The sequence below is a fragment of the Rathayibacter sp. AY1C9 genome (assembly GCF_002932315.1).
Classification (GTDB): domain Bacteria; phylum Actinomycetota; class Actinomycetes; order Actinomycetales; family Microbacteriaceae; genus Rathayibacter.
Genome location: NZ_PSVZ01000001.1, coordinates 480480 through 506066, shown reverse-complemented (window position 1 = coordinate 506066; position 25587 = coordinate 480480). Strand labels below are relative to the sequence as shown.

Sequence of the window (25587 nt, the reverse complement as noted above, 5' to 3'; positions counted from 1 at the left end):
CGATCACGGCGATCCGGTGACGGAGAGACGGCCACCGGGTGCGCGGGTCCTCGGACGGCCGCATCGTGGACGACGCGCCCCCGCCGATGCCCGAGGATCGAGCCATGACTCGAGCGACGCCCTCCGGCTCCGCCCCCGGCCCCCGCCGCATCCGCCTCCGCCTCCTGGTCGCGCTGCTGGTGCTCGCGCTGGTCCTCGCCAGCGCGGGCATCGCCCTCTCGCTCGCCTCGCGGAGCGGAGGCGCGGGCGCTCCGGCCGCGAGCTCCCCCGACCCCGGCCCGACCTCCTCCGTCGACATGGCCGAGCGCGTCGCCGGTCTCGAGAAGCGCTTCGCCGCCGGGTTCCCGCAGCACAGCATCGTCCTCACGGGCAGCTCCACGATCGGCCGCTGGACGACCTCCAAGGAGGACCTGCGTCCGCTCGAGACCTACAACATCGGGATCGGCGGCACGACCGTCGCCGATCACCTCGCGTGGCTGGACCGCATGGTCGCCCCCTTCGATCCCCGCGCCGTGATCGTGTACGTGGGAGCGAACGACATCAGCGGCGAGGAGGGCTCGCGCACCGGCGCCCAGACCGCCGGCGCCGTCGTCGAGTACCTCCAGCGCGTGGAGGAGGTCGCCCCCGACGCCGAGCTGTTCTACGTCGAGATCGCGGAGACGCCCGCCCGCGCCTCCGTCGGCGCCGAGGTCCGCGCCGCCAACACCGCGGTCAGCGCCTACGCCGAGACGGACGACCGCGTCACCTTCGTCCCCACCGCCGACGCGCTCGTCACTCCCGACGGCTCTGTCGACCCCTCCCTCTTCGTCGACGACGGCCTGCACTTCGACGAGGTCGGCTACGCCCGGTTCTCGGAGGCGGTCCGCGCGGTGGTCCTGCCCGCTCTGGAGTGAACCGGCGGGCCGACGCGCTGCAGCCCCGCTCGACGTGAGCGGCCCGGGGACACCGCGCCCGGAGCCCCCAGTGTTGACCCTGAAGGGGGACACGGCCCCTCCGCCGCGCGCGCCTATCCTGGCCCCGCGTCATCGCCGACAGCGCCCTCTGCACCGCCGCAGACCGCCGCTCGCTCAGCAGCGCCGACCGTCTCGGAGTCACCGATGCCCCGCTCGAGGATCCGCCCCCGCGGTCTCGCCCTGCTCACCGTCCTGGCGATCACGGCCGCCGCGCTCGTCGCCGGGCCCGCGGGTCCGGCGTCCGCCGCTCCCGTCGTGCCCGCCGGCTTCACCGACTCGCGGGTGGCGGCCGTCCCCGCGCCGACCGCCCTCGCCTTCACGACCGACGGGCGCACCCTCGTCTCCTCGCAGACCGGAGCGATCCGGGTGATCCGCGCCGGCGGCCTGGTCGCCACTCCGGCCCTCGACCTGCGCTCGAAGGTCTGCGCCAACGGCGAGCGCGGTGTGCTCGGCCTCGCGGTCGACCCGGCACCGGGCTCGCGCACCGTCGTCGTCTACTACACCGCGAAGGGCTCCGACTCCTCCTGCCCGACCAACGCCGGCGGCACGGTGAACCCCGCGGGAGCCCCGCGCAACCGCGTCTCCTCGTTCCAGCTCGGCACCGACGACCGCATCGACCCGGCCTCCGAGCGCGTCCTCCTCGACGGCATCTACTCTCCCGCGAGCAACCACAACGGCGGCGACCTCGCCATCGGCAAGGACGGCCTGCTCTACGTCAGCGTCGGCGACGGCGGCTGCGACTACCGCGGCGGAGTCGGCTCGCCGGGCGGCAGCGGCTGCGGCGGCCGGAACGACGCCGCCCGCGACCCGAACATCCTGAACGGCAAGATCCTCCGGATCACCCTCACCGGCGGCGTCCCGGCCGGCAACCCCTACCTGGGCACCGGGACCGCCTCCTGCCGGCTCGCCCCGGCCGCCGCGGACCTGCGCTGCCGCGAGACGTTCGCGAGCGGCCTGCGCAATCCGTTCCGGATGGCCTTCGACCCGAACGCGACCGGCACCGTCTTCCGCATCAACGACGTGGGCCAGGACGCCTGGGAGGAGATCGACCAGGGCGTCGCCGGCGCCGACTACGGCTGGAACACCCGTGAGGGCCACTGCGCGAAGACCGGCTCGGCCTCGAACTGCGGAGCCGCGGCGCCCGCCGGGCTCACCGACCCGGTCCACGACTACGCGCACAGCAGCGGCTGCGCCTCGATCACGGGCGGCGCCTACGTCCCCCGCGGCGTCTGGCCGGCCGCCTACGACGGCGCGTACCTCTTCGGCGACTACGTGTGCGGGAAGATCCGGACCCTCGGCCGCACCGGCGCGGCCGGCGACCTCGTGACCGGCCTCGGCGGCAGCAGCGCCGTCGCCATGGCCTTCGGTCCCTCGCGCGGGACCCAGGACTTCTTCTACACCAGCTACGCGAACGGCGGCGAGGTCCGGCGCCTCGCCTACACCGCCGCGGCGAACCGCGCCCCGACCGCGACCCTCACCGCCGCCCCCTCCTCCGGCGCGGCTCCTCTCGCCGCGCGGCTGAACGGCTCGGGCAGCAGCGACCCGGAGGGCGGTGCCCTGACCTACCTGTGGTCGTTCGGCGACGGCACCCCCGACCGCATCACGACCGGCCCGACCTTCACCCACAGCTACGCCGCCGGCAGCTGGACCGCGTCCCTCCGCGTCCGCGATCCGAAGGGAGCCGTCTCCGCACCCGCGACGACGAGGATCACCTCGGGCGGCAGTGCCCCGACGGTGAGCATCACCGCACCCGCCGACGGAGGGGTGTTCGTGACGGGCCGGAGCTACGGCCTCCGCGCTACGGCGACCGACGCCGAGGACGGCGTCCTGCCCGCCTCGGCGCTCACCTGGACCGTCCAGCGCCGCCACGCTCAGCACACGCATCCCTTCCTCGGGCCGCTGACGGGGAACGACCTCTCCTTCGTCGCCCCCGGCCCGGAGGACCTCGCCGCCGCCGCGGACAGCGACCTCCTGATCAGCGTCACGGCGACGGACTCGAGCGGAGTGTCGACGAAAGCGACGCGGACGTTCTCCCCGCAGAAGGTCTCCGTCACCCTGGCCACCGCTCCCGCCGGCCGGACGGTCGTCGTCAACGGCACCGAGGTCGCCGGAGGCACGACCGTCGTCTCGTGGGCGGGCTCGGCCCTCCAGCTGGAGGTCCCGGACCAGACCGACGCGTCGGGCACGGCCTACCGGTTCTCGTCCTGGTCGGACGGCGGCGCCGCCTCGCACAGCGTCGTCACTCCCGGGAGCAGCACCACGCTGACGGCGACCCTCGTCGCCGCCGGGCTCCCCGGCGCTCCGACCGCCGTCACCGCCACGGCGGGTTCGGACGGCACGGCGACGCTCGCGTGGTCGCCCCCCGCGGGGACCGGTGGCTCGGCGGTCACCGGCTACCGGGTGTCGCGCGACGGGTCCGACACGAGCGGAGCCGGAGCCTGGAGCGCCGTGGTCGCCGCGACCAAGCGCTCGCAGACCTTCACGAAGCTGGTCCCGGGCCGCAGCTACACCCTCTCGGTGCAGGCGGTCACGGCGAACGGCACCGGCCCGGCGGCCTCCGCGCTCGTCGCCGTCCCCTGACCGCCCGGCGTCCACCGGCCTCCCGGGCGCAGCCCTGCCGCCGCCCAGCCGTGCGCCCCTACGATCTAGCCATGCCGAGCATCCGGAGCCGCCGTCGGCCCCAGCCCCCGATCGAGTCCCCGGCGGGCAGGGGCGCCCGGTGAACGACACCCTCACCGGGATCCTGGACTTCGTCGTCAGCGTCCCCCCGGTCTGGCGGACGCTCCTCGCCGGACTCGCGATCTTCTTCGAGACCACGATCCTGGCGGGCCTCGTCGTCCCCGGCGACACGATCGTGATCGTCAGCGCGACCGGCGTGACCAGCCCGCTGCAGTTCGCGGCGCTGGCCGTCACGGTCGTCATCGGCGCCCTCTGCGGCGAGTCCGTCGGCTTCTACCTCGGCCGCTGGTTCGGGCCGCGGATCCGCGCGTCGCGCCTGGGACGCCGGCTCGGCGAGAAGAACTGGCTGAAGGCCGAGCGCTACCTCGCGCGGCGCGGCGGGTTCGCCGTGTTCCTCTCGCGCTTCCTGCCGGTGCTGCACTCGCTGATCCCGCTGACGGTGGGGATGAGCGGGATGCGCTATCGGACCTTCATGGCCTGGACGATCCCGGCGTGCGTGCTCTGGTCGTCCGCCTACGTCGGCGTCGGCGCGGCCGCGGCGGGCAGCTACCGGGAGCTCTCGGAGAGCCTGCACGGCGCCGGCTACGTCTTCGTGGGCGTCATCGTCGTCTTCGCCCTGCTCGTGCTCCTCGGGAAGAAGCTCCTGAACAGAGCGGAGGCGCGTCACCTCGACGAGTGACGCGCCTCCGGGCGTGGATCCGGGGAGGATCAGTCGACGAGACCCGCCGACTTCAGCCACTCGCCCGCGATCGCGGACGCGGACTTCTGCTCGTTGACGCTCTCGGAGTTGAGGGCGACGAGGTCGTCCGCCGTGAGCTTCGCGCTGACCGCGTTCAGCACCTCGGCCGCGTCGTCCGTGATCTTGCTCGAGACGATCGGCACGACGTTGTCGGCCACGAACAGTCCGTCCGGGTCCTCGAGAGCGACGAGGTCGTTCTTCTGGATGTTCGGGTCGGCCGTGTAGACGTTCGCCAGCTGGATCTGGTCGCTGGTGAGCGCGTCGACGGTGGTCGATCCGCCGCTGTCCTCGATCGCCTGGAAGGTGGTCGTGATGCCGTACTTCGACTGCAGCGTGTCGGGCCCGTAGGGGCGCGTCTGCAGCTCGGAGTTGCCGCCGACCACGATCGGGTCGGTGACGTTCTTGAGCGACGCGATGTCGGTCAGGTCCCACTTGTCGGCGAAGGCCTGGGTGACGGTGTACGAGTTCTGGTCGCTGGCCTCGGCGGCGTCGAGGGCGCGGAGGCCGTCGGGCAGCGCGTCGCCGAGCGCGGAGTACACGTCGTCGGCGGTCGTGGCCGTCGCGTCGGGCTCGAGCGCCTGCAGGAGGCTGCCGTCGTACTCCGGGAAGACGTCGATGGATCCGCTCTCGATCTCGGGCAGGTAGATCTCGCGCTGGCCGATGCGCAGCTGGCGGTCGACGGTGAAGCCGTCGTTCTCCAGCGCCTGCGCGTAGATCTCGGCGAGGATCTCGTTCGAGTAGTAGTCCTGCGAGCCGACCACGATGGTCTCGCTGCCCGCAGTCGCACCCGATCCCTCATCGAGCGGATCGCTCGAGGAACACCCTGCCAGTGCCACGACGGCACCGACCGCGAGTGCGCTGAGCGCGACACGGCCCTTCGTGAAATGTGCTGTGAACATTGCTATTTCCCTTCTTCGATGGGGATTCCCATCACCGCGCGTCGTCGGGGCGACGAGGCGCGGGAACCTGTGCGGCCGGCGGTGCCGGCCAGGCCGAGCACGACTCCGCGCGGCACGGCGAGCCGCTGGAGGAGGGCGAAGAGGACCTCGCTGAGGAGCGTCAGCACGATCACCAGGATCGAGCCGGCGAGCATCTGCGGGTAGTCCCCCGACTTCACTCCGCGGAAGATGTACTGCCCGAGGCCGCCGGCGCCGATGTAGTCGGCGAGCGTGGCGGTCGCGATGATCTGCAGCGCCGCCGAGCGGAGCCCGCCGATCAGCAGCGGCAGCCCCAGCGGGATCTCGACCTTCGTCAGGATCTGCCACTCGGTCATGCCCATCGAGCGCGCCGCGTCGACCGTGCGGCGGTCGACCGCCTCGAGCCCGGAGTACGCGCCGGCGAGCACCGACGGGATCGCGAGCACGACGAGGGCGATCACCGGAGCGCCGAGGCCGAGCCCCAGGCTCATCGCCGCGAGGACGAGCACGCCCAGCGTCGGCAGGGCGCGCAGGCCGCCTGCGACCGGCACGGCGATGCCCTTGCCGCGCCCGGTGTGCCCGATCAGGTAGCCGATCGGGATCGCGATCGCGGCCGCGATCACGAGCACCAGCAGGCTGATGCCGACGTGCTGGGCGACACGGGTCGGGATCGCGTAGACCCCGGTCCAGTGCGCGGGGTCGGCGATCCAGGCGAAGGCCTCGGCGATGAGGTTCACGACGTCACCGCCCTCTCGACCGCGACCGGTCTGCGCGAGCGGCGCGTGCGGTCCAGAGCCGTCCAGGGCATGAGGAGACGGCCGATCAGCACCAGCAGTCCGTCGAGCACCAGCGCGAGGACGATCGTGAGGACGATGCCCGTGACGATCTCACCGGTGATGCCGCGCTGGAAGCCGTCGGTGAAGAGCAGGCCGAGGCTCTGGATCCCGAGCACCGCGCCGACCGTCACCAGGCTGACCGTGCTGACCGTGACCACGCGCAGGCCCGAGAGCAGGACCGGACCGGCCAGCGGGAACTCGACCCGCCAGAAGCGCGCCCAGCCGGAGTAGCCCATCGCGGTCGCCGACTGGCGGACGTCGTCCGACACCGCGCCCAGTGCGTCCGAGGTGGTGCGGACCATCAGCGCGACGCCGTAGAGGGTGAGGCCCGTGATCACGTTGGCGGTCGAGCGGAGCGGGATGCCCAGCAGGACCGGCAGCAGGATGAACATGGCCAGCGAGGGGATGGCGTAGAGCACGCCGAGCCCTGTCAGCAGGGTGCCGCGGCTCCAGCGGTAGCGGTTCGCGAACCAGCCGAACGGCAGCGAGACGAGGAAGCTGAGCAGGATCGGCGGGACCGACAGGGCCAGGTGCGCCAGCAGGTTCGCGACGATCGCGTCCGTGTTGTTGACGACCCAGTTCACGCGGCGGGGCCGTCCTGCGCGCGCAGCACTCCGGTCGGGCGCCCGTCGCCGTCGACCACGATGCGGGCGCCGTCGCGCTCCTCGATCCGGAGCGAGCGCTTGCCGCGGTCGGCACCGACGAAGCCGGCGACGAACTCGCTCGCGGGGTTCGCCAGGATCTCGGCGGGCGAGCCCTTCTGCGCGATCCGGCCGCCCTTCTCGAGGATGACGACCTGGTCGCCGAGGAGGAACGCCTCGTCGATGTCGTGGGTGACGAAGACCACGGTCTTGTCGAGCTCGTCCTGGAGCCGCAGGGTCTCGCGCTGCAGGTCGGCGCGCACGAGAGGGTCGACCGCGCCGAACGGCTCGTCCATCAGCAGGATGTTCGGGTCGACCGCCAGGCCGCGCGCCACCCCGACGCGCTGCTGCTGGCCGCCGGAGAGCTGGCTGGGGTACCGGGCGGCGAGCGCACGGTCCAGTCCGACCGTGTCCATCAGCTCGAGCGCGCGGGCGTGCGCCTGCTTCTTGGCGACCCCGTTCAGGCGCGGCACGGTCGCGATGTTGTCGATGACCTTGCGGTGCGGCAGGAGGCCGGAGTTCTGCATCACGTAGCCGATGCGGCGGCGGAGCGCGACGGCGGGCAGGGACGAGATGTCCTCGCCGTCGATCTCGATGGTGCCGGAGGTCGGCTCGATCATCCGGTTGATCATGCGGAGGATCGTGGTCTTCCCGCAGCCCGAGGAGCCGACGAAGACGGTCGTCTGCCGGGAGGGCAGCACGAGCGAGAAGTCGTCGACCGCCCGCGTGCCGTCCGGGTACTGCTTGCTGACGTTGCGGAACTCGATCACGAGGCCGCCCGCCGTCCGGCGGTGTGCGCGCCGATCTGTCCCTGGTCCACGACTGTGCCCGCTCTCGCTCCGCGCGTCCGGCCGTTGCACGGCCCGCGGCCCCGAACGGGGCCAGGCGGCAAGGAAAACACCAATAGCAGCCGCCTGCCAACCCGGACCGCGAAGTGTTGCGGGATGTTCCGGGAGCGACTAGGGCCTTGACAGTCCTAGCCGGTCAGGACTCCTCGACGGCTCCGTAGTGCGAGGTCATGTAGTGGCGCAGCAGCGAGCGGCTCTCGTCGATGAAGCGCTGGTCGCCGTTGGGGTCGATGAGGAACGCGCGCGTGAGCAGCGCGTCCGCGACCTCGATGGTCACCTCGAGGCGGAAGGACAGCTGCGCGCCGCCCGGGAGGCCGTACTCGGACGCGAGGATCTCGGCGAAGCGGCGGGCGAAGAAGCCGGCCTCGAACGCCTCGCCCGCGACCTCGGGGGCGTGGATCGTGTCCACGAAGCGGATGGAGCGGAAGCCCGGCTCGTTGCGGTGCATCTCGCAGAAGGCGTCGATCGCGCAGTCGACCGCGCCCCACCAGTTGCCCGGGTGGGTGTCGCGGATCTCGGTGATGACGCGGCGGCGGAAGCGCTCGAGGGCCCGCTCGCGCAGCGCCTGGAGGACGGCGATGCGGTCCGGGAAGTAGCGGTAGACCGTGCCGATCGCGGCTCCCGCGCGCTCGGCGACCATCGCCGTGGTCAGACGGTCGAAGCCGACCTCGTCGACGACGGCGGCCGCCGCGTCGAGCAGCGAGGCGAGACGGGCGGCGCTGCGCACCTGCACCGGCTCGTTGCGGACCTGGGACGATTCACCGAACGGTCGATCGACGAGGTTTCCAAGAGGCACGGCGGGCTCCTTCGGTCGTGGTTCCTACAATCGTACGCACGGCGACCGCCGGTCGGGGTCGTCTCATCGAAAGTCCCTCGTGTTTCGCGCCCCCGGAAGGGCGACGGCTCCGCGGGTCCGATCCACCCGGGAGAAACCATGTGCGGACGCTTCGTCCTCTCGCAGACCACCGCCGACCTGGTGGCGCTCTTCGACATCGACGAGCCGGGCGCCGACCTTCCGGAGCCGTCCTGGAACATCGCGCCGACGCAGCGGATCGCCGTCGTCGCGGAGTCGATGAAGGGGGTCGAGGAGGGCAGCCCGCCGCGGCGTCGGCTCGCCGGAGCCCGCTGGGGCCTGGTGCCCCGCTCCGCCGCCGACCCGTCCGCGGGGCCGCCGCTGTTCAACGCGCGGATCGAGTCCGTCGCCGAGAAGCCGTCGTTCCGCGAGTCCTACGCCTCCCGGCGCGCGATCGTGCCCGCCTCGGGCTGGTACGAGTGGCGGGTCGGCGCGGACGGGGCGAAGGCACCCGTCTACGTCTCGCCGGGCGAGGGCTCGCTCCTCCTGTTCGCCGGTCTCTACGAGTGGTGGCGCTCGGCCCAGCCGGGCTCTCCGTGGCTGCTCTCGGCGACGGTCCTCACCCGCCCCTCCGCCGGGCCGCTCGCCGAGGTGCACGAGCGGATGCCCGTGCTGCTGCAGCCGGAGCTGATCGAGGACTGGCTGGACCCGGCGCCCCCCGGGGACGGCGAGCTGCTGCGCGCGGCCGCCGAGGGTGCGGCCGAGCTGGCCGAGGAGCTCGAGGTGCACGGCGTCGGTGCAGCCGTGGGCTCCGTCTCGGCGAACGGCCCCGAGCTGATCGAGCCCACCGGAGCCTGACGATCGCGTGAGAGCGCGATCCGCGGTCCGGCATCCGGTCTGACAGACTGGGCGGATGCCGCTGACGCCCGAGAGCAAGCCCCTGAGCGCAGGCAAGGCGGAGGTCATGCACCGCGCCGCCCGCCTCGAGGACCGACTCCACTCCTTCCGGATGAGGCGCGTGAAGCGCAAGGGCTACGTCCCGAGGGTCATCCCCTACACCGGCTACGGCTCGACGACGCAGCTGCGCGTCCTGGCCCGCGTCCTCTACACGCGGCCGACCCCTCCCGGGGTCGAGGAGGTCCGCCCCGTCGAGGGCGTGCGCGGCTGGCGGAGCTTCACCAGCGTCTTCGTGAGCGGGGCCGTCGTGACCGTCGAGGCCGACGGGCAGACCCACCGGGTGACGGCCGACCGCGGCGGAGTCGTCGACGCGGACCTCCCGATCACGCTCGAGCCCGGCTGGCACACCATCACCTTCTCGACCGCGGGCTCGAAGCCCGTCGAGGCGCCCGTCTTCATCGTGCGTCCGGAGGCGCGGCTGGGCGTCGTGTCGGACGTGGACGACACAGTGATGGTCACCGCGCTCCCCCGCCCCTTCGTCGCCGCCTGGAACACCTTCGTGCTCGACGAGCACGCCCGGATGCCCACGCCCGGCATGGCGGTCTTCCTCGACCGCTTCGCCCGGCAGTACGAGGGCTCCCCGGTCATCTACCTCTCCACCGGCGCGTGGAACGTCGCCCCGGCGCTCACCCGCTTCCTGTCGCGGCACCTGTACCCGGCCGGAGCGCTCCTCCTGACCGACTGGGGCCCGACGCACGACCGCTGGTTCCGCAGCGGCAAGCAGCACAAGGAGATGAACCTCCGCCGACTCGCGGCCGAGTTCCCGGACGTGCGCTGGCTGCTGGTCGGCGACGACGGGCAGCACGACGAGGAGATCTACTCCGACTTCGCGGACGAGCACCCCGACAAGGTCGCGGCGATCGCGATCCGCCAGCTCTCCACAGGCGAGGCGGTGCTCGCGGGAGGCCGCTCCAAGGCCGAGGACCGCTCCCTGACCAGCGGCACGACCTGGGTCTTCGCGCCCGACGGCGCCGGCATCTCCGAGCAGCTGACGGAGCTCGGCATCCTCTGATCCCGCACCGGCTCCGGGAACGACGGAGCCGTCCGCTCCCCGGGGGGAGGGACGGCTCCGGTCGATCGGCTCGGACTACGCCTGGTGGGCGGCCTGCAGGTCGAGGGTGATGGTGACCTTCTCGCCGATGAGCACGCCACCGGTCTCGAGGGCCGCGTTGTAGGTCAGACCGAAGTCGGTGCGGTCGATGGTGGCCTTGGCGGTGAGGCCGGCCTTGTAGTTGCCGTAGGGGTCGGTGCCGAAGCCGCCGAACTCCACCTCGAAGGTGACGGGCTTGGTGGTGCCCTTGATGGTGAGCTCGCCGTCGACGAGGAAGTCGTCGCCGTTCGGGCGGACGGCGGTCGAGACGAAGTGGATCTCCGGGTACTTCTCGGCCTCGAAGAAGTCGCCGGTGCGGAGGTGGCCGTCGCGGTTGGGCTCGTTGGTGTTGACGGAGGCGACCTCGGCGGTGGCCTCGACCTTGGAGTCGAGCGGGTTCTCGCCGGTGGTGAACGTGGCGGTGAAGCGCTCGAACTTGCCCTTGACCTTGCTGATCATCAGGTGGCGGACGCTGAACGCGACCTCGCTGTGGGTGGGGTCGATGACCCAGGTGCCGGCCTTGTAGCCGGGGATGGTGACGGTGTCGGTCATGGTTTCTCCTCGAGTGTGACGGTCGTCGCGGGGAGAGCGTCCCCGTCCGATGTATGCAAGCGCATCGACGTCGATCAGTATTCCATGTAGCGACAACTATTTCATCCACGTTCCGTCGAAGGATCGGCGGACACCGCGTGAACACGAAGCGCCGCACCCCGGACGGGGGTCGGAGACGCTCCCCGAGCAGTCGTCAGCGGTCGGCGGGAGCCGGGTTGCGGATGCCGAGGAGGGAGACGACGCCCCCGGCGACCAGGAGGGCGGAGGTCGCGACGGCGGCACGGGAGAAGCCCTCGACGTCGAGCGAGTCGCCGACCACGAGCGAGGTCGCGGCGATGGCGACCAGCCCGGCGATGCGCGAGACGGCGTTGTTCACGGCGGAGCCGACTCCGCTGTGCCCGTCCTCCACCGCGCCGAGGATCGTCGAGGTCAGCGGAGCGACCGTCACCGCGAGGCCGAAGCCGAAGAGGAGGATCCCCGGCAGCAGCTGCGTGGCGTAGTCGGCGCCCTCGTCGACGAAGGAGAGCAGGAGGAACCCGGCCGCGGCGATCAGCGGTCCGACGCCCATGAAGAGCCGCGGGCCGAACCGCGCCGACAGCGACCCGGAGACCTGCGAGAGCAGGAGCAGCAGGATCGTCGGCGGGAGCGTCGCGAGCCCGGCCAGGGTCGCCGAGAAGCCCAGGGTCTGCTGGAGGAACAGGCCCAGCGCGAAGAAGCCGAAGGAGAGCGCGCCGTAGACGAACGCCGTCGAGACGTTGCCGACGGTGAAGTTCCGCGACGCGAAGAGCGACAGCGGCAGCATCGGATGCGCCGCGCGCCGCTCCCACACGACGAACGCGACGAGGGCGGCGACTCCCCCGATCAGGGCGGTCAGCACGAGCGGATGCTGGATCCCGAGCCGCTCCTGCTCGATCAGCGCGAACACCGGCCCTCCCAGGCCGATCACCCCGAGCACCGCGCCGACGCCGTCGATCGGCACCCGGGTCCCCGAGTCGACCGCGCCGAGCCTGCGCAGCAGGGCCAGCGTCACCGCGATCGGCAGCAGGTTGAGCGCGAAGACGTACCGCCACGAGCCCGCGTCCACCAGCAGGCCGCCGAGCACGGGCCCGGCGATCGTCGCCGTGCCGGTCCAGGCCGTCCACGCACCGATGGTCCGAGCCTGCGCGGCGCCGTGGACGGTCGCGATGATGAGGGCGAGCGAGCTGGGCACGAGGATCGCGCCGGCGGCACCCTGGAGCATCCGCGCCACGATGAGGACCTCGGCGGTGGGGGCCAGCGCGCACAGCAGCGAGGTGACGCCGAAGCCGATCAGGCCGATGGTCATGCTGCGGGCCCGGCCGATGCGGTCGGCGAGCGAGCCGGCCACGAGGATCAGCGCGCCGAGCGTGATCAGGTACCCGTCGACCACCCACTGCTGCACCGCGAGCCCGCCGCCGAGCTCGCGGGTGATGGCGGGCAGGGCGACGTTGACGACGGTGCCGTCGAGGAAGGCGACGAAGGAAGCGAGGACGGCCACCACGAGCACCGCGCGGCGGCGCGTCTCGGCGGGGTCGGCGGAGGCGGTCATGCTCGGGCTCTGGTCACCCGCTCACCGTACCGGCGGCCGCCGCCCCCGGGGCCGGGAGGGCGGGCATCCGGGCCCCCGGGCGCGGCCGCACGACGGATCCAGACTCGTCGCCTACTCTCGTAGCCATGTCTGCGCAAGGAACCGCCCGCGGCGGCGTGCTCGCCCGGGTCCTCGGGATCGTCGGAGCCAGCCTCGCCGGGGGCCTGCTGATCACGGTCGGGGTCACTCCCGCCCTCGCCGTCACCGGTCTCGCCGAGAACAACCCGATCGGGCTGTTCGAGACGGTGCCCGAGTACCTCGAGCTCGGCCAGCTGGCCCAGAAGACCGAGATCTACGCCAAGCGCACCGACGGCTCGGACGAGCTGCTCGCCTCCTTCTACGCGCAGAACCGCGAGGAGGTGGCCTTCGACCAGGTCAGCCAGTCCGTGAAGGACGCGGCGGTCTCGACCGAGGACCCGCGCTTCTACGACCACGGCGGCGTCGACCTGCAGGGCACGATCCGCGCGGTGCTCAGCAACATCGTCGGCGGGGACCTCCAGGGCGGATCCTCCATCACTCAGCAGTACGTCAAGAACGTCCTCGTGCAGAAGGCGGAGTCGCTGAGCGCGACCGACGAGGCGGCCTCCGAGGCCGCCTACGAGGAGGCGACCGCGACCACTCCGAGCCGCAAGCTCAAGGAGATGAAGCTCGCCGTCGACCTCGAGAAGAAGTACAGCAAGGACGACATCCTCCTCGGCTACCTCAACATCGCGGGCTTCGGCGGGCAGGTCTACGGCATCCAGGCGGCGGCCGAGTACTACTTCTCGACCACCGCGGCCGACCTGAGCCTGGCGCAGGCCGCGAGCCTGATCGCCACGGTCAACAACCCCAACGGCCTCAGGATCGACCAGCCCGAGAACATCCCGGACAACAAGATCCGCCGCGACTACGTCCTCGACCAGATGCTGCAGGAGGGGAAGATCTCGCAGGCCGACCACGACGCCGCCGTCGCCGAGGAGGTCGTCCCCGCGATCACGCAGACGCCCACGGGCTGCCAGACCGCCGGCAACGCGGCCTTCTTCTGCGACTACATCACCCGCGTCGTCCAGAACGACCCGGCGTTCGGCGACGACGCGGACACCCGCCTCGCGAACTTCCAGCGCGGCGGCTACAAGATCTACACGACGCTCGACCGCGACCTGCAGGACACCGCGGCCAACGCGACGAACAACGCCGTCCCCAAGGTCCCCACCCTCGACACCAACATCGGCAGCGCGACCGTCTCGATGGAGGTCGGCACCGGCCGGATCCTGGCGATGGTGCAGAACAAGGACTACGACGCGGCCGGCGCCGTCAACGGCGCGAACTTCTCCGCCGTCAACTTCAACACCGACACGGCCTACGGCGGCTCCGCCGGGTTCCAGGTCGGATCGACCTACAAGGTGTTCACGCTCGCGCAGTGGCTCGCGAGCGGACGCACCCTGAACGAGACGATCAACGGCCGCGAGCGCACCTTCTCGGGCTTCCCCGCCAGCTGCGCGCCGGGCGGCGAGCTCGACACCTCCTACGAGGTCAACAACGACGACAGCGAGAACGGCAGCTACAGCGTGCTGACCGGCACGATGCAGTCGATCAACACCGTCTACGTCTCGATGGCGCAGCAGCTCGACCTCTGCGCGATCCGCGACCGCGCGGTCGGCTTCGGCGTGAAGGCGGCCGACGGCGGCGAGGTCGACTACAAGCCGTCCGCCGTCCTCGGCTCGGACACGCTCATCTCCCCCCTCTCGATGGTCACCGCCTTCGCCGGCTTCGCCAACAACGGCACCGCCTGCTCCGCGATCGCCATCGACTCGATCACCGACGCGACCGGCGCCGCCGTCCAGCCGCCGACCTCCACCTGCAACCAGGCCCTCAGCCCCGAGCTGACGGCGGTCGCGAACTACGCCCTGCAGCGCGTCGTCACCGGCGGCACGGCCGCCCAGTCCGACCCGGACGACGGCATCGAGCACATCGGCAAGACGGGCACCACCGACAACGCGGAGTCGACCTGGATGGACGGGGCGAGCTCTCGCGTCGCGACCGTGGTCTGGGTGGGCAACATCGACGGCCACACCTCGATGCGCGAGGTCCGCTTCCCGAACTCGGAGCTCGAGAGCCGCCCGTACGCCTCCAACATCCGCCACTACATCTGGAACTCGGTGATGACCCGCGCCGACCAGAAGTACGGCGGAGACGACTTCGAGGAGCCCAGCAGCGCCCTGCTGAACGGCCGCCAGATCGCCGTGCCGACCGTCTCCGGCCGCTCGGTCGACGACGCCACGGAGGCGCTGGAGGACCTCGGCTTCGACGTCGAGGAGGGGGCGACCATCGACTCGTCGCTCCCGGCCGGCGTGGTGGCGGGCACCGACCCGGCCGCGGGCACGACCGTCGCGCGCTACTCCGACATCGCCCTGCTGATCAGCAACGGCTCGCAGGTCCCGGCTCCCGCCACCCAGGCACCGGCTCCGGCTCCGACCGGCACGGGAGTCCCCGCGACCGAGGCTCCCCCGGCGACGCCCACGGCGACCCCGACAGCGACAGCCACGGCGACTCCGACGGCGGAGGTCGAGGAGTGAGCTTCGACGCGGACTTCCTCGGCGTCCCCGCGGGTGCGCCGCGCCTGAGGGTCGAGCGCCCGGTGCGGCTCCTGCCGTACACGCACTTCGAGGTGCTGCTGGATCCGGAGCGGCGCCTGGCCGCCTCGACGGCCGTGAACATCGACGGCGCGCGCCTGGTCGAGCTCGGCCGCGGCGACGACTGGCACCTCGACGACCGCATCCCCGCCTCCGAGCAGACCGGGCCGGAGGTGTACGCCCGCAACGACCTCGACCGGGGCCACCTCGTCCGCCGCCGCGACCCCGTCTGGGGCGACCGGGACGAGGCCGCCGCGGCCAACCGCGACAGCTTCTGCTACACGAACGCCGCGCCCCAGGCGAGCGGCTTCAACCAGTCGCAGGAGCTGTGGCTCGGGCTCGAGACGCTGGTGCTCGAGTACGCGCAGACCTGGCGCACGCGCCTGAGCGTCTTCACCGGGCCCGTGCTCGCGGACGACGACCCGGTCTACCGCGGTACGGGCATCCCCCGCCGCTTCTGGAAGATCGCGGCGTGGAGCCCGGACGGATCGACGCTCGCGACGAGCGCGTACCTGCTCGACCAGAGCGAGCTCGTGGAGCGGGTGCGCGAGGGCCTGGTGCCGCTCGGCGGCTTCAGGACGTTCCAGCTGCCGGTCGCCGCGATCGGCGAGCTGACCGGTCTCGACGTGGACCTCCTCGCCGGGGCCGACGTGCTCGGCTCGGCAGGACTCCGGCCGGAGCCGTGGCGCGAGATCGTCGAGCCGTCCGACGTGGCGAGCGGCCTCCTCCCCCGCTGAGGCTCCGCCGGGGGCAGGATGGGCGGATGAGCACCCCCGTCCTCGTCGAGATCACCTCCGGCGCCGTCGTCCTCCGCGACCCGGAGGGTCCGCTCGTCCGCGTGGACGAGGCGGGCTACCTCCGCGGCGACGGGGTCTTCGAGACCGTCGCGGTCCTCGACGGACGTCCCCGTGCGCTCGGCGAGCACCTCGAGAGGCTGGCCGGATCGGCCCGGGCCGTCGGGCTGACGATCCCGGAGGCGCCCCTCTGGTCCCGAGCGGTCGACCTCGCCGTGGCGGAGCACGACCGGGTCGACGACCTGACGGTCCGCTTCATCGCCGCCCACGGCTCGAGCGACTCCGCCCGGTGCACCGTGCGCGCGGCTCCGACTCCCGACTCGAGCGCGCTCCGGGAGAAGGGCGCGGCCGTCGTCGTGCTGGACCGCGGGTACGCGAGCGGTCCGCTCGCGCCGTGGCTGCTCCCGGGCGTCAAGACCACCTCGGGCGCCGTCACCCGGGCGGCGCTGCGCGAGGCGGCGTCCCGGGGCGCGGACGACGTGGTCTGGCGCACGAGCGACGGGCTTCTCCTCGAGGGGGCGACGTCGAGCCTGGTGCTCCTCGGCGACGGGGTGCTCGCGACGCCGCTCTCGGGCAGCGTGCTCGCCGGCACGACGGTCGAGCGGGTCCTCGCGCTGGGCGAGCGCCGCGGGCTCGCGTCGTCGCGCCGCGAGCTGCCGGTCACGGCGCTCACCGGTGCGGATGCGGCGTGGCTGGTGTCGAGCACCCGGCGGGCGATCCCCGTCCGCTCGGTCGACGGCGCACCGCTCGCGATCGACGCGGGCCTGACGGCGGCGTTCGAGGCGGGGCTGCTCGCCGGCTGACCGCGTCCGCGGCTCGGACTCCCTGCGCCTCAGGCCGCTGCGGCCAGCGCGCGGGACGTGTGCGGGCCGACCCCGGCCTCCTCCGCGTCTCCGAGATCGGCGAGCGTGTCGACGTCCAGCCTCAGCGTCGACGAGCCGGGCAGCACGACGACGGCGCAGCCCGCGTCGCGGTGCCGGGCCAGCGAGCCCGGGCCGAACGCCGGAGCGACCAGGGCCCCTGCCGCCAGCAGGAGCGCCGTGGTGCCGCTCCCCTCGCGGTCCGGGACGACGGCCGGGAGCGACCGCGTCGCGAGCGCCTCGGAGAGGTCCGACGTCAGCAGGGCGGGCAGGTCCCCGGTCAGCACGATCACCGGGGCGCCCGGCCGGCGGTGGAGGGCGGCCTCGGCTCCCCCGGACACGGCGGCGTCGAGGGTCCCCGGGTCGGGCACCACCACCAGCTGCGGGTGCTCCGCCCGTGCGCGGTCGGCCGCACCGGCGTCGGAGGTGACCAGGAGAAGGCTCGTCACCGGCTCCGCGGCGGCCACCGCGGCGAGCGTGTCCAGGAGGAACGCCTCGGCCAGCGCCGCGCGGCCCGGCACGTCGAGGCGCGTCTTCGAGCCGCCGCGGCCCTTGAACACGACGACCGCGCTCCAGCCGGTCACGGGCGCTCCTCGCGCGAGGCGGCTCCGGCCGCGAAGCCCTCGGCGAAGGCCTCGTCGGCGCCGAGGCGGAACATGTCGTCGGGGCCCGTCCGGGTCAGCGTGCGGGCGCCCGGGCTCTCGATCCCCGTCACCAGGCGGGCGAGCCCGCGGACGACGGCGACGGGGCGACCGCTCGCCTTGCCCTTCACCAGGTCGCCGAGCGCGGCGATCTCGTCCGCCACGGCCGGCATGGTCACTCCGAGCGTGCGCCCCAGGGCGTCGACCCCGCCGCGGAGGTCGTCGATCACGAGGACGCCCGCGGCTCCGATGGCCGCGTCGGTCTGTCCGACCCGCCACGCGCGGCCCAGGGTGTCGCTCACGAGCACACCCACCTCCACGCCGAGCCGCTCCCGGAGACCCGCGCAGAGGGCCCGCGCCGAGGCGTCCGGGTCGACGGGGAGGAGGAGGACCGTCCCCTCCGCGACGTTGCTGGCGTCGACTCCGGCCGCCGCCTGCACGATCCCGAGGCGGTTCTCCACGATGCGGGTGACGCCGGAGCCGTGCGCCCGGGTGGCGACGACGCGGACGGTCTCGGCCGTGATCGCGTCCTCGCGGTCGGCCGCGGCGACGACGCGCCCCTCCGCCTTCGAGACGATCTTGCTCGTGACCACGAGGATGTCGCCGTCCGCGGGCCGGTCCTCCTCGGCGGCGGCGGCGACGGCCGCGAGGATCAGCTCGAGCAGGTCGTCACCGGGAGTCACCTCCGGGATGCCGTCGAGGGCCCAGGCCTGCACGCGCGTCTCGCTCACCGGTCCATTCTCCCGGCTGCCGCGGGCGCACGGGTCCACGGCCCGGGATCGCCCGGGTGGACGATCGGCGGCGCCTCAGCCGGCGGCGAGGTACGCGGCGACCGCGGGCGGCACGTAGGGGGCGACGTCGCCGCCGAGGGAGGAGACCTGCCGCACCAGCGAGCTCGACACATGGGCGTGCGCGGGATCGGGCAGGAGGAACACCGTCTCGACGTGCGCGAGGTTGCGGTTCACGATCGCCATGGGGGTCTCGTACGCCACGTCGACCTGCGAGCGGATGCCCTTCACCAGGATGCTCGCGCCGACGTCGGTGCAGTAGTCGACGAGCAGGCCCATGCTCCACGAGGCGACGACGATCCGCCCCTCGAGCCCGGCCTCCGCGATCGACTGCTCGATCAGCGAGACGCGCTGGGCGATCGGCAGCAGCGCCGTCTTGGCGGGGTTGTGCACCACCACGACGTGCAGCTCGTCGACCAGGCGCGCGGCCCGCTCGATCACGTCGAGATGACCGAGGGTCACGGGGTCGAAGGAGCCGGGGACGACGGCGATGCGGGCCATGCCGACAGAGTAGCGGGCGGGCACCGCCTAGCTCTTGGCGAGGAACTCCCGGTCGCGGTCCTGCACGCGGCGCTCGAGCGCGGCACGGAGCCGGTCGTGCGCGGCGAGCGACGGGTCCTCCGCGAGGAGCCGCTCGGCCAGCGCCCGCGCCTCCACGATCACGTCGGCGTCCTGCACCACCCGCAGCAGGCGGAGCGACGAGCGCCCGCCGGACTGCGAGTCGCCCAGCACGTCGCCCTCGCGGCGCAGCTCGAGGTCGACCTCGGCGAGCGCGAAGCCGTCGAGCGTCGCGGCGACCGCCTCCACCCGCTCGCGCGCGACCGTCCCCGCCTCCGCCGCCGTCACGAACAGGCACACCCCCGCGACGCCGCCGCGCCCGATGCGCCCGCGGAGCTGGTGCAGCTGCGAGACCCCGAACCGCTCCGCGTCGAGCACGACCATCATCGAGGCGTTCGGCACGTCCACGCCGACCTCGATGACCGTCGTCGACACCAGGACGTCGATCTCCCCCGCGGCGAAGGAGCGCATCACGGCGTCCTTCTCCTCCGTCGTCATCCGCCCGTGCAGCGCGGCCGACCGGCGCTTCCCGAGCAGCGGATGCGCGCGCACGCCCTCCAGCGTCGCCGCGACGGTCGTGAGCGGCGCGGCGGCGTCCTCCTCGGGCGGCTGCGCGCCCTCGGCGGGCTCCCCCGGCTCGATCGCCGGGCAGACGAGGTAGACCTGGTGCCCCGAGCGGATCTCCTCCTCGGCGCGCTCCCAGGCCCGCGCGATCCACGCGGGGTGGTCGGCGAGCGGGACCACGTGGCTCGTGATGCCGGGGCGCCCGGCGGGCAGCTCGCGGATGGTCGAGGTGTCGAGATCGCCGAAGACCGTCATGGCGACGGTCCGCGGGATGGGCGTGGCCGTCAGCACCAGCACGTGCGGCGGGGTGGCGCCCTTCCGGCGCAGAGCGTCCCGCTGGTCCACGCCGAAGCGGTGCTGCTCGTCGATCACGACGAGGCCCAGGTCGTAGAAGGAGACCGCGTCGCCGAGGAGGGCGTGCGTGCCGACGACGATCTTCGCCGTGCCCGAGACGATCCGGAGGAGGGCCGCACGGCGCTGCGCCGCCCCCAGCCCGCCGGTGAGGAGGGTCGGCACCAGCTCGGCCGCGAGCTCCGGGCCGAGGGTCCTCGCGATCGAGCGGAGGTGCTGCCCCGCGAGCACCTCTGTGGGAGCGAGCAGAGCCGCCTGCCCGCCGCTCTCGGCCGTGGCGAGCATCGCCCGGAGCGCGACGAGGGTCTTGCCGGAGCCGACCTCGCCCTGCACCAGCCGGGTCATCGGGCTCTCGGCGGCCAGGTCGGCGGCGATCTCGTGCCCCACCGCGGTCTGGTCGCCGGTGAGGGCGAAGGGCAGCGCGGCGTCGAAGCGCTCGAGCAGCCCGCCGGGGCCGGGCACGCGGGCGGTCGCGGGGCTGCTGCGCGCCGAGGCCCGGCGCTCGAGCAGGGCGAGCTGCAGGAGGAACGCCTCGTGGAAGCGCAGCGTCTCGCGCGCCTGCGCCTCCTCGCCCTCCCGCTGCGGGCGGTGGATCAGCTCCAGCGCCTCGCCGAGGCCCAGCAGCGAGCGGCCGGCGCGCACCTGCTCGGGCATCGGGTCGGGCACGTCGCGCAAGCCGTCCAGCAGCACGCCGATCGCGGCCTGGAGCTGCCAGCTCGAGATCGCGCTGGTCGCCGGGTAGATCGGGATCGGCCGCTCGGCCCAGTCCTTCGCGAGCTCACCGCCTCCCGTCTCCGTCGCGGCGGCCTCCTCGTCGTCGAACAGGCGGTAGTCGGGATGCGTGAGCTGCGGGGTGTCGCGGAACATCGAGACCGTGCCCGCGAAGATCCCGCGCACGCCGCGGTGGAGCTTCGCCGCGCGCCAGGGCTGTCCGAAGAACGTCAGCGAGAGCGTGCCCGAGCCGTCCGAGATGACGACCTCGAGCAGGGTGCCGCGCCGGTTGCGCATCGGCCGCTCGCGCACCTCGCGCACCTCCGCCACGATCGTCACGCTCTCTCCCACGGGGAGACGCGAGAGCGCCGTCAGCTCGCCCCGCTTCGCGTAGCGGCGCGGGTAGTGGCCCAGGAGCTCGCCGACCGTGCGGTACCCGAAGGCCTTCTCGACCGCGGTCGCCGTGCGCGGCCCGATCAGCGGCGCGAGCGAGGCGTCGAGGGGGTCCGGGATCACCTAGCGATCATAGGTCGGACCTCGGACGCGCGAGCCGGGCGACCGGGTCCAGCGCCGAGCGCGGCACGACCGACGCGAGCACCCGACGACCGGCACCCGCGGAGCCGCGGAGCGCGGCGGCCACGGCGGTCGCGTCGTCCCACGCCTCCGACTCGCTCGCGGACGGCGAGTAGCGCCGGCGCTCGACGCGCTCCCGGAGCCCCTGCAGACGTGCCGCCGCTCCGGGGTCGAGGGCGGGAGCCATGCGGGCCTCCTGCGCGCGCGGAGACTCCGTGTCCTCCACGGGGACGCCCAGGTCGCGGGCGGTCGCCAGCAGCTCGGCCCACGCGGCCTCGACGGAGCCGGAGCGCGCGGACCGGCGCCGCAGCGCGCGCTGGACGGCGCGCATCAGCCAGGGGACGAGCACGAGCAGCAGGAGCAGCACCCAGAGCGTGGCCGCGGGAGCCGCCGTGGTGCTCGAGGCGCCGACGGCACCGGGGGTCGGCGTCGCCGACGCGGCCGTCGGAGTGGGTGTCGCGGCGGGAGCGCTGGTCGCACCGGGCGCGGTGGTCGCGGTCGAGCCCGGGGCGGTGGGGCCCGAGGACGCCGTCGCGCTCGGCAGGGTGTAGGAGGCCGGAGCGCCGCGGCTGGGCGTCGGCTCGAAGGGCAGCCAGCCGACTCCCTCGAAGTACAGCTCGGGCCAGGCGTGCAGGTCGGAGGAGAGGACGCGGTAGGTGGTCAGGTCGCTGCCGCCGGAGGGCACGACGGAGCCGGGCTGGTAGCCGATGGCGAGCCGCGACGGGATCCCGAGCTCGCGCGCCATCACCGCCATCGCCGAGGCGAAGTGGACGCAGTAGCCCTCCTTCGTCGTCAGGAACGCCGAGAGCACGCCGACTCCGTCGCCGTCGTAGCCCTCCTCCGCGGGGGTGTCCTCGGAGTAGCGGAACTCGGACGAGCGGAAGTACGTCTGCAGCGCGCGCGCCCGGTCGTAGGCGGTCGGAGCCTCCGCCGTGACCTCCTCGGCGGTGGTGCGGACGATCTCGGGCACGTCGTCGGGGAGCGAGAGGTACCGGTCGACGCCGGACGGCGCGGGCGCGGCGAGCAGCTGCTGCGGGTCGGGCTCGAGCCGCAGCGCCTGCACCTGGTAGTCGTCTCCGGAGCGGGTCGTCGCGTCGCCGCGGATCGAGCCGTCCTGCACGTCCTGGAGCCAGCCGTCGCCGACGCCCGTCAGCGACGAGACCGGATACGGCACGGGGAGCCACTGGCTCCGCAGCGTCTCCACCGAGACGTCGACCTCCTCCGCCTCGCGCGGCACGCTCTCGGAGAGCCCCTCGGGCGCGATCGGCGCCTCGATCGGAGCGGTCTGCTCCGTCTCGCTCGGCGCCCAGTCGTCACCGTCGAAGTCCGAGACGGTCAGCACGCGGAGGTAGACGGGCAGGTCGGAGTCGGTGGCGTAGCGCAGCACGGTCACGGGGTTCGGGCGGCGCAGGTCCGCGCCGAGAGCGACCACCGGGTCGATCGCGCCGTTGAAGAGGCTGCCGGAGACGCCCGAGGGGGCGGTGGTGCGCGCGTAGCCTGCCGCCGACCCGGCGACGACTCCCGCGCCCAGGACGACGACGGTCACGGCCGCGAAGGCGGGCAGCACGGCCGCGGCCGCGCTCGGGCCGCTCGGGCGGCGAGGGGCGGCCGTGGCGGCGAGCACGCCCGCGTAGGCGAGCGCAGTGACGACGAGGCTCGCCCAGGACACCTCGGAGGGGTCCACGATCGCCGGCACCGCGAGCAGCGCCGCAGGGAACAGACCGGCCAGGGCGGGGAGGCGGACGGAGAAGGCGAACAGGTCGGCCGCCCAGGCGAGCACGACCACCCCGCCGATCAGGAGGAACGAGATGCCGTCGTCGGCGATGGCCGGGAGCCCCTGCTGGGCGATGGACTGGAAGCCGCCCTGCGCGAGCGCCTCCGCCTGCGCGACGGCGCCGGGCGTGGGGATCACGAACAGCAGGGCCCGACCGGGCACGAACATCGCGGTCAGCACGCCGACCATCGTCAGCGTGCCGAGGATCGGCGGGACGACGGGGTGCACGCGCAGAGCCCGGGCGGCGGCCGGGACGCCGAGCACCACGGCGACCGCGCTCGCGAGGAGCACCAGCCAGTCGACGCCGACGAGGAGCCGCCCGATCCCGGCGGCGGCGGCCGTGATCGCGAGGAAGAGCAGACCGCTCAGAGGAGCCGACCCGGCGCGCGGATCGCTCTCGACGCGGCGGCTCACGCCACCACCCGCAGAGCGAGAGCCTGCGCCCACGCCTCCTCGACGGAGGCACTCGGGTCGACGGACACCGCGTACCAGCCGAGCGAGGCGAGAGCCGCCTCCTCCTCAGCGGTGCCGGCGACGACGAAGGCGATCGCGGGGCGCGACTGCGCGGCCAGGGAGCCGAGGGCGTCGAGGTCCGACTCGAGGAGTCGGGTGAGGACGGCGAAGACCGGTCGCACTCCCCCGGTGTCGCGCATGTCGGCCGAGATCCGGGTCACCGCGTCGACCGACTCGCGCGAGGGCGCCAGCTCGGCCAGGCGCAGCAGCACGTCGTGCGCCACCTCGCGCTCGTCCTCCGAGTGCTCCGGCTCGCCGTCCGCACCCGTCTCGACGAGGTGGGTCTCGAAGCCGCGGTCGAGCAGGTGCACGGCGAGGGAGGCCGTCATCGACACCGCCCACTCGAGCCGGTCGTCGCCGCGCCGCTCGAGCACGCGCTCGGCCCGGGTCTCGAGGAGGATCCACGCGTGCGGATCGGTGTTCTGCTCGTCCTGGCGGACCATGAGCTCACCGGAGCGGGCGCTCGCCCGCCAGTGCACCCGGCGCATGGCGTCCCCCGGGCGGTAGTCGCGCGGGATCACGTCGTCCGTGCCGGCGCCGGCCGTCGCGTGCGCGACCGGGCTCGATCCGCCTGCTCCGTGCGCGTCCAGGACGTCGCTCTGGAGCGGCACGACCCGCGGAGTCACGACGAACGGCTGCGCAGCCCCCACGACGCTCTCGCGGAGCGCGAGCCCGAGGCCGTCGCCGCGCACCAGGCGCAGCGGGCCGATGCGGTGGATCCCGCGCCGCTCGGCGGGCAGACGGTAGCGGGCGCGCACGCGGCCGCCCGACGGGACGCCCGGCAGCCCGAAGACGCCCTCGGCGACCGGCCGGCCGACGACGACCCCGCGCTCCACGCGCTCGAGCCGGTCGTGGGCGCGCGCCCCGCTGCGGACGGCGCGGCCGCGGTTCTCGAGCAGCACGTCGACCTCCACCACGTCGCCGGCCGCGACGGTCTGGGGAGCGAAGCGGCGCTGCACTCGGAACGACGCCGGCGCCAGGAGCAGGGAGACGAGCGCGCCCAGGGGCAGGCCCAGCAGCACCAGGCCGACGAACAGCAGCTCGCGGAACTCTGTCAGCGGCGCGATCACCACTCCCGCGACGCCCAGCAGAACGAGCGCCCAGCCGCGCAGCGTCAGCGCGACCCCGCGGAGCGCGGGCAGACCGCCGAGACGGGACGACGGCGTCTCGGCGGCGCGGGCCTCAGTCGCCACGGTTGCCGAAGGGGACGGGGGTGGCCGCGACGATGCGCTGCACGATCTCGGTGACCGAGTGCGAGGATCCGGCGCCGGAGCGGCCGGGGAGGCGCGTGGCGGGCAGGAGGCGGTGGCCGAGCACGGGGACGGCGAGCGCGTCGACGTCGTCCGGCACCACGAAGTCGCGGTCGCTGAGGGCGGCGAGAGCCTTCGCGGCGGCGATCAGCTGGAGCGTGGCGCGCGGGCTCCCCCCGAGCCGCAGCTCGGGGTCGACCCGCGTGGCCTGCATGATCGCCACCACGTACTCCTGCACGGGTGGTGCGACGTACACGGAGCGCACGTAGGCCATCATCCGCTCGAGCTCGGCGAGGCCCACGACGGGCCGCAGCTCCTCGAGGGGGCTGGCCGAGTCGCGGGTGCGGATCATCTCGAGCTCGGCGCGCTCATCGGGGTAGCCGAGCGAGAGGCGGGCCATGAAGCGGTCGCGCTGGGCCTCGGGCAGCGAGTAGGTGCCCTCCATCTCGACCGGGTTCTGCGTCGCGATCACGGCGAAGGGGCGCGGGAGGAGGTGGGTGGTGCCGTCGACCGAGACCTGGCGCTCCTCCATGCACTCCAGCAGCGCCGACTGCGTCTTGGGCGAGGCCCGGTTGATCTCGTCGCCGATCAGGATGTTCGCGAAGACCGGGCCCGGCTTGAACTCGAAGTCGCGGGTCGCCTGGTTGTAGACCGAGACCCCCGTGACGTCGGAGGGGAGCAGGTCGGGCGTGAACTGGATGCGCGCGACGCTGCCGCCGACCGAGGCCGCCAGCGACTTCGCCAGGACCGTCTTGCCGGTGCCGGGGACGTCCTCCATCAGGAGGTGCCCACCGGCGAGGAACACCGTCAGCGCCATCGAGACCTCGGCCGACTTGCCGTCGATCACGCGGGTGAGGTTCCCGAGGACGGCGCCGCAGTGCGCCGTGAACTCCTCGCGGGTCAGGGGCGTCTCGGGAGCCGCTCGGCGGCCGACAGCGGAGCGGGTGTCTTCGAGCGACGTCATAGCTAGGGATTCTCGCAGTCCTG

Annotated in this window: 22 protein-coding genes; 8 read left to right on the top strand and 14 right to left on the bottom strand. The window is 73.4% G+C overall.

Translation table 11 applies throughout. From position 1 onward, the window contains the following. The first annotated feature begins 104 nt into the window (after window positions 1–104). The 3 genes from C5D09_RS02360 (at window position 105) to C5D09_RS02350 (ending at window position 4311) form a co-directional block, all read left to right on the top strand. Window positions 105–893: a GDSL-type esterase/lipase family protein gene (locus C5D09_RS02360; RefSeq protein ID WP_146085185.1), complete on the top strand. Its 789-nt coding sequence runs from the start codon at window positions 105–107 to the stop codon at window positions 891–893. 204 nt (window positions 894–1097) lie between these two features. Beyond that, window positions 1098–3533 (top strand): PQQ-dependent sugar dehydrogenase, encoded by a 2436-nt coding sequence (locus C5D09_RS02355; protein ID WP_104268511.1) that lies wholly within the window; start codon window positions 1098–1100, stop codon window positions 3531–3533. Between the two features lie 139 nt (window positions 3534–3672). After that, a complete protein-coding gene (locus C5D09_RS02350; RefSeq protein ID WP_104223112.1) occupies window positions 3673–4311 on the top strand; it encodes a DedA family protein in 639 nt (212 codons plus the stop codon). Between the two features lie 29 nt (window positions 4312–4340). Here C5D09_RS02350 and C5D09_RS02345 read toward each other — a convergent pair whose 3' ends face one another. The 5 genes from C5D09_RS02345 to C5D09_RS02325 form a co-directional block, all read right to left on the bottom strand. Beyond that, on the bottom strand, window positions 4341–5270 hold the full coding sequence (locus tag C5D09_RS02345; RefSeq protein WP_104223111.1) for an ABC transporter substrate-binding protein: 930 nt from the start codon (window positions 5268–5270) through the stop codon (window positions 4341–4343). Between the two features lie 2 nt (window positions 5271–5272). Beyond that, window positions 5273–6025 carry an ABC transporter permease gene (locus C5D09_RS02340; protein ID WP_104225632.1) on the bottom strand — a complete coding sequence of 251 codons (753 nt, stop codon included), beginning with the start codon at window positions 6023–6025 and terminating at the stop codon, window positions 5273–5275. Next, window positions 6022–6708, bottom strand: a complete 687-nt coding sequence (locus C5D09_RS02335; protein ID WP_104223109.1) for an ABC transporter permease — start codon at window positions 6706–6708, stop codon at window positions 6022–6024. The genes C5D09_RS02340 and C5D09_RS02335 overlap by 4 nt, the downstream gene beginning before the upstream one ends. Continuing rightward, window positions 6705–7535: an ABC transporter ATP-binding protein gene (locus C5D09_RS02330; protein ID WP_104225631.1), complete on the bottom strand. Its 831-nt coding sequence runs from the start codon at window positions 7533–7535 to the stop codon at window positions 6705–6707. The genes C5D09_RS02335 and C5D09_RS02330 overlap by 4 nt, the downstream gene beginning before the upstream one ends. Window positions 7536–7749: 214 nt before the next feature. Further along, the gene (locus tag C5D09_RS02325) at window positions 7750–8409 is read right to left on the bottom strand and encodes a TetR/AcrR family transcriptional regulator (protein WP_104223107.1); all 660 of its coding nucleotides are present in this window, start codon (window positions 8407–8409) and stop codon (window positions 7750–7752) included. 138 nt (window positions 8410–8547) lie between these two features. Between C5D09_RS02325 and C5D09_RS02320 the strand changes: the two genes are divergently transcribed. Both C5D09_RS02320 and C5D09_RS02315 read left to right on the top strand, forming a co-directional pair. Next, window positions 8548–9264, top strand: coding sequence for an SOS response-associated peptidase (locus tag C5D09_RS02320; protein WP_104255134.1), 717 nt, complete (start codon window positions 8548–8550; stop codon window positions 9262–9264). A 55-nt stretch (window positions 9265–9319) separates the two neighbouring features. Further along, the gene (locus C5D09_RS02315; RefSeq protein WP_244229442.1) at window positions 9320–10375 is read left to right on the top strand and encodes an App1 family protein; all 1056 of its coding nucleotides are present in this window, start codon (window positions 9320–9322) and stop codon (window positions 10373–10375) included. Between the two features lie 75 nt (window positions 10376–10450). On the opposite strand, the gene C5D09_RS02310 is transcribed toward C5D09_RS02315, so the two are convergent. Together C5D09_RS02310 and C5D09_RS02305 are read right to left on the bottom strand one after the other, a co-directional pair. After that, a complete protein-coding gene (locus tag C5D09_RS02310; RefSeq protein WP_104223105.1) occupies window positions 10451–11005 on the bottom strand; it encodes a YceI family protein in 555 nt (184 codons plus the stop codon). Window positions 11006–11198: 193 nt separating this feature from the next. Next, complete coding sequence (locus C5D09_RS02305) at window positions 11199–12572, bottom strand: DHA2 family efflux MFS transporter permease subunit (protein ID WP_104268510.1); 1374 nt, start codon at window positions 12570–12572, stop codon at window positions 11199–11201. Between the two features lie 125 nt (window positions 12573–12697). Between C5D09_RS02305 and C5D09_RS02300 the strand changes: the two genes are divergently transcribed. Genes C5D09_RS02300 through C5D09_RS02290 form a run of 3 tightly spaced genes read left to right on the top strand, consistent with a single transcriptional unit; the run spans window position 12698 to window position 16820 of the window. Continuing rightward, window positions 12698–15166, top strand: a complete 2469-nt coding sequence (locus C5D09_RS02300; RefSeq protein WP_104255131.1) for a transglycosylase domain-containing protein — start codon at window positions 12698–12700, stop codon at window positions 15164–15166. Further along, complete coding sequence (locus tag C5D09_RS02295) at window positions 15163–15960, top strand: DNA/RNA non-specific endonuclease (protein ID WP_258066885.1); 798 nt, start codon at window positions 15163–15165, stop codon at window positions 15958–15960. The genes C5D09_RS02300 and C5D09_RS02295 overlap by 4 nt, the downstream gene beginning before the upstream one ends. A gap of 26 nt (window positions 15961–15986) precedes the next feature. Beyond that, the gene (locus tag C5D09_RS02290) at window positions 15987–16820 is read left to right on the top strand and encodes an aminotransferase class IV (RefSeq protein WP_104268509.1); all 834 of its coding nucleotides are present in this window, start codon (window positions 15987–15989) and stop codon (window positions 16818–16820) included. Between the two features lie 29 nt (window positions 16821–16849). Here the strand turns inward: C5D09_RS02290 and cofC are convergent, their stop codons facing one another. The 7 genes from cofC to C5D09_RS02255 all read right to left on the bottom strand — a co-directional run bounded on the left by cofC (window position 16850) and on the right by C5D09_RS02255 (window position 25564). Next, window positions 16850–17461, bottom strand: a complete 612-nt coding sequence (cofC, locus tag C5D09_RS02285) for a 2-phospho-L-lactate guanylyltransferase (protein WP_104268508.1) — start codon at window positions 17459–17461, stop codon at window positions 16850–16852. Continuing rightward, the gene (locus tag C5D09_RS02280) at window positions 17458–18249 is read right to left on the bottom strand and encodes a coenzyme F420-0:L-glutamate ligase (protein WP_258066883.1); all 792 of its coding nucleotides are present in this window, start codon (window positions 18247–18249) and stop codon (window positions 17458–17460) included. Before C5D09_RS02280 ends, cofC begins: the two co-directional genes overlap by 4 nt. A gap of 75 nt (window positions 18250–18324) precedes the next feature. Further along, window positions 18325–18807 (bottom strand): pantetheine-phosphate adenylyltransferase, encoded by a 483-nt coding sequence (gene coaD, locus C5D09_RS02275; RefSeq protein WP_104233800.1) that lies wholly within the window; start codon window positions 18805–18807, stop codon window positions 18325–18327. Between the two features lie 27 nt (window positions 18808–18834). Continuing rightward, window positions 18835–21006 (bottom strand): ATP-dependent DNA helicase RecG, encoded by a 2172-nt coding sequence (locus C5D09_RS02270; RefSeq protein WP_374953798.1) that lies wholly within the window; start codon window positions 21004–21006, stop codon window positions 18835–18837. 7 nt (window positions 21007–21013) lie between these two features. Further along, window positions 21014–23251 (bottom strand): DUF3488 and transglutaminase-like domain-containing protein, encoded by a 2238-nt coding sequence (locus C5D09_RS02265; protein WP_104246549.1) that lies wholly within the window; start codon window positions 23249–23251, stop codon window positions 21014–21016. Then, entirely contained in the window at window positions 23248–24543 is a 1296-nt protein-coding gene (locus C5D09_RS02260; protein WP_104223099.1) for a DUF58 domain-containing protein, read from the bottom strand. The genes C5D09_RS02265 and C5D09_RS02260 overlap by 4 nt, the downstream gene beginning before the upstream one ends. Continuing rightward, window positions 24533–25564 carry a MoxR family ATPase gene (locus tag C5D09_RS02255; protein WP_104225624.1) on the bottom strand — a complete coding sequence of 344 codons (1032 nt, stop codon included), beginning with the start codon at window positions 25562–25564 and terminating at the stop codon, window positions 24533–24535. The genes C5D09_RS02260 and C5D09_RS02255 overlap by 11 nt, the downstream gene beginning before the upstream one ends. Window positions 25565–25587 lie beyond the last annotated feature (23 nt).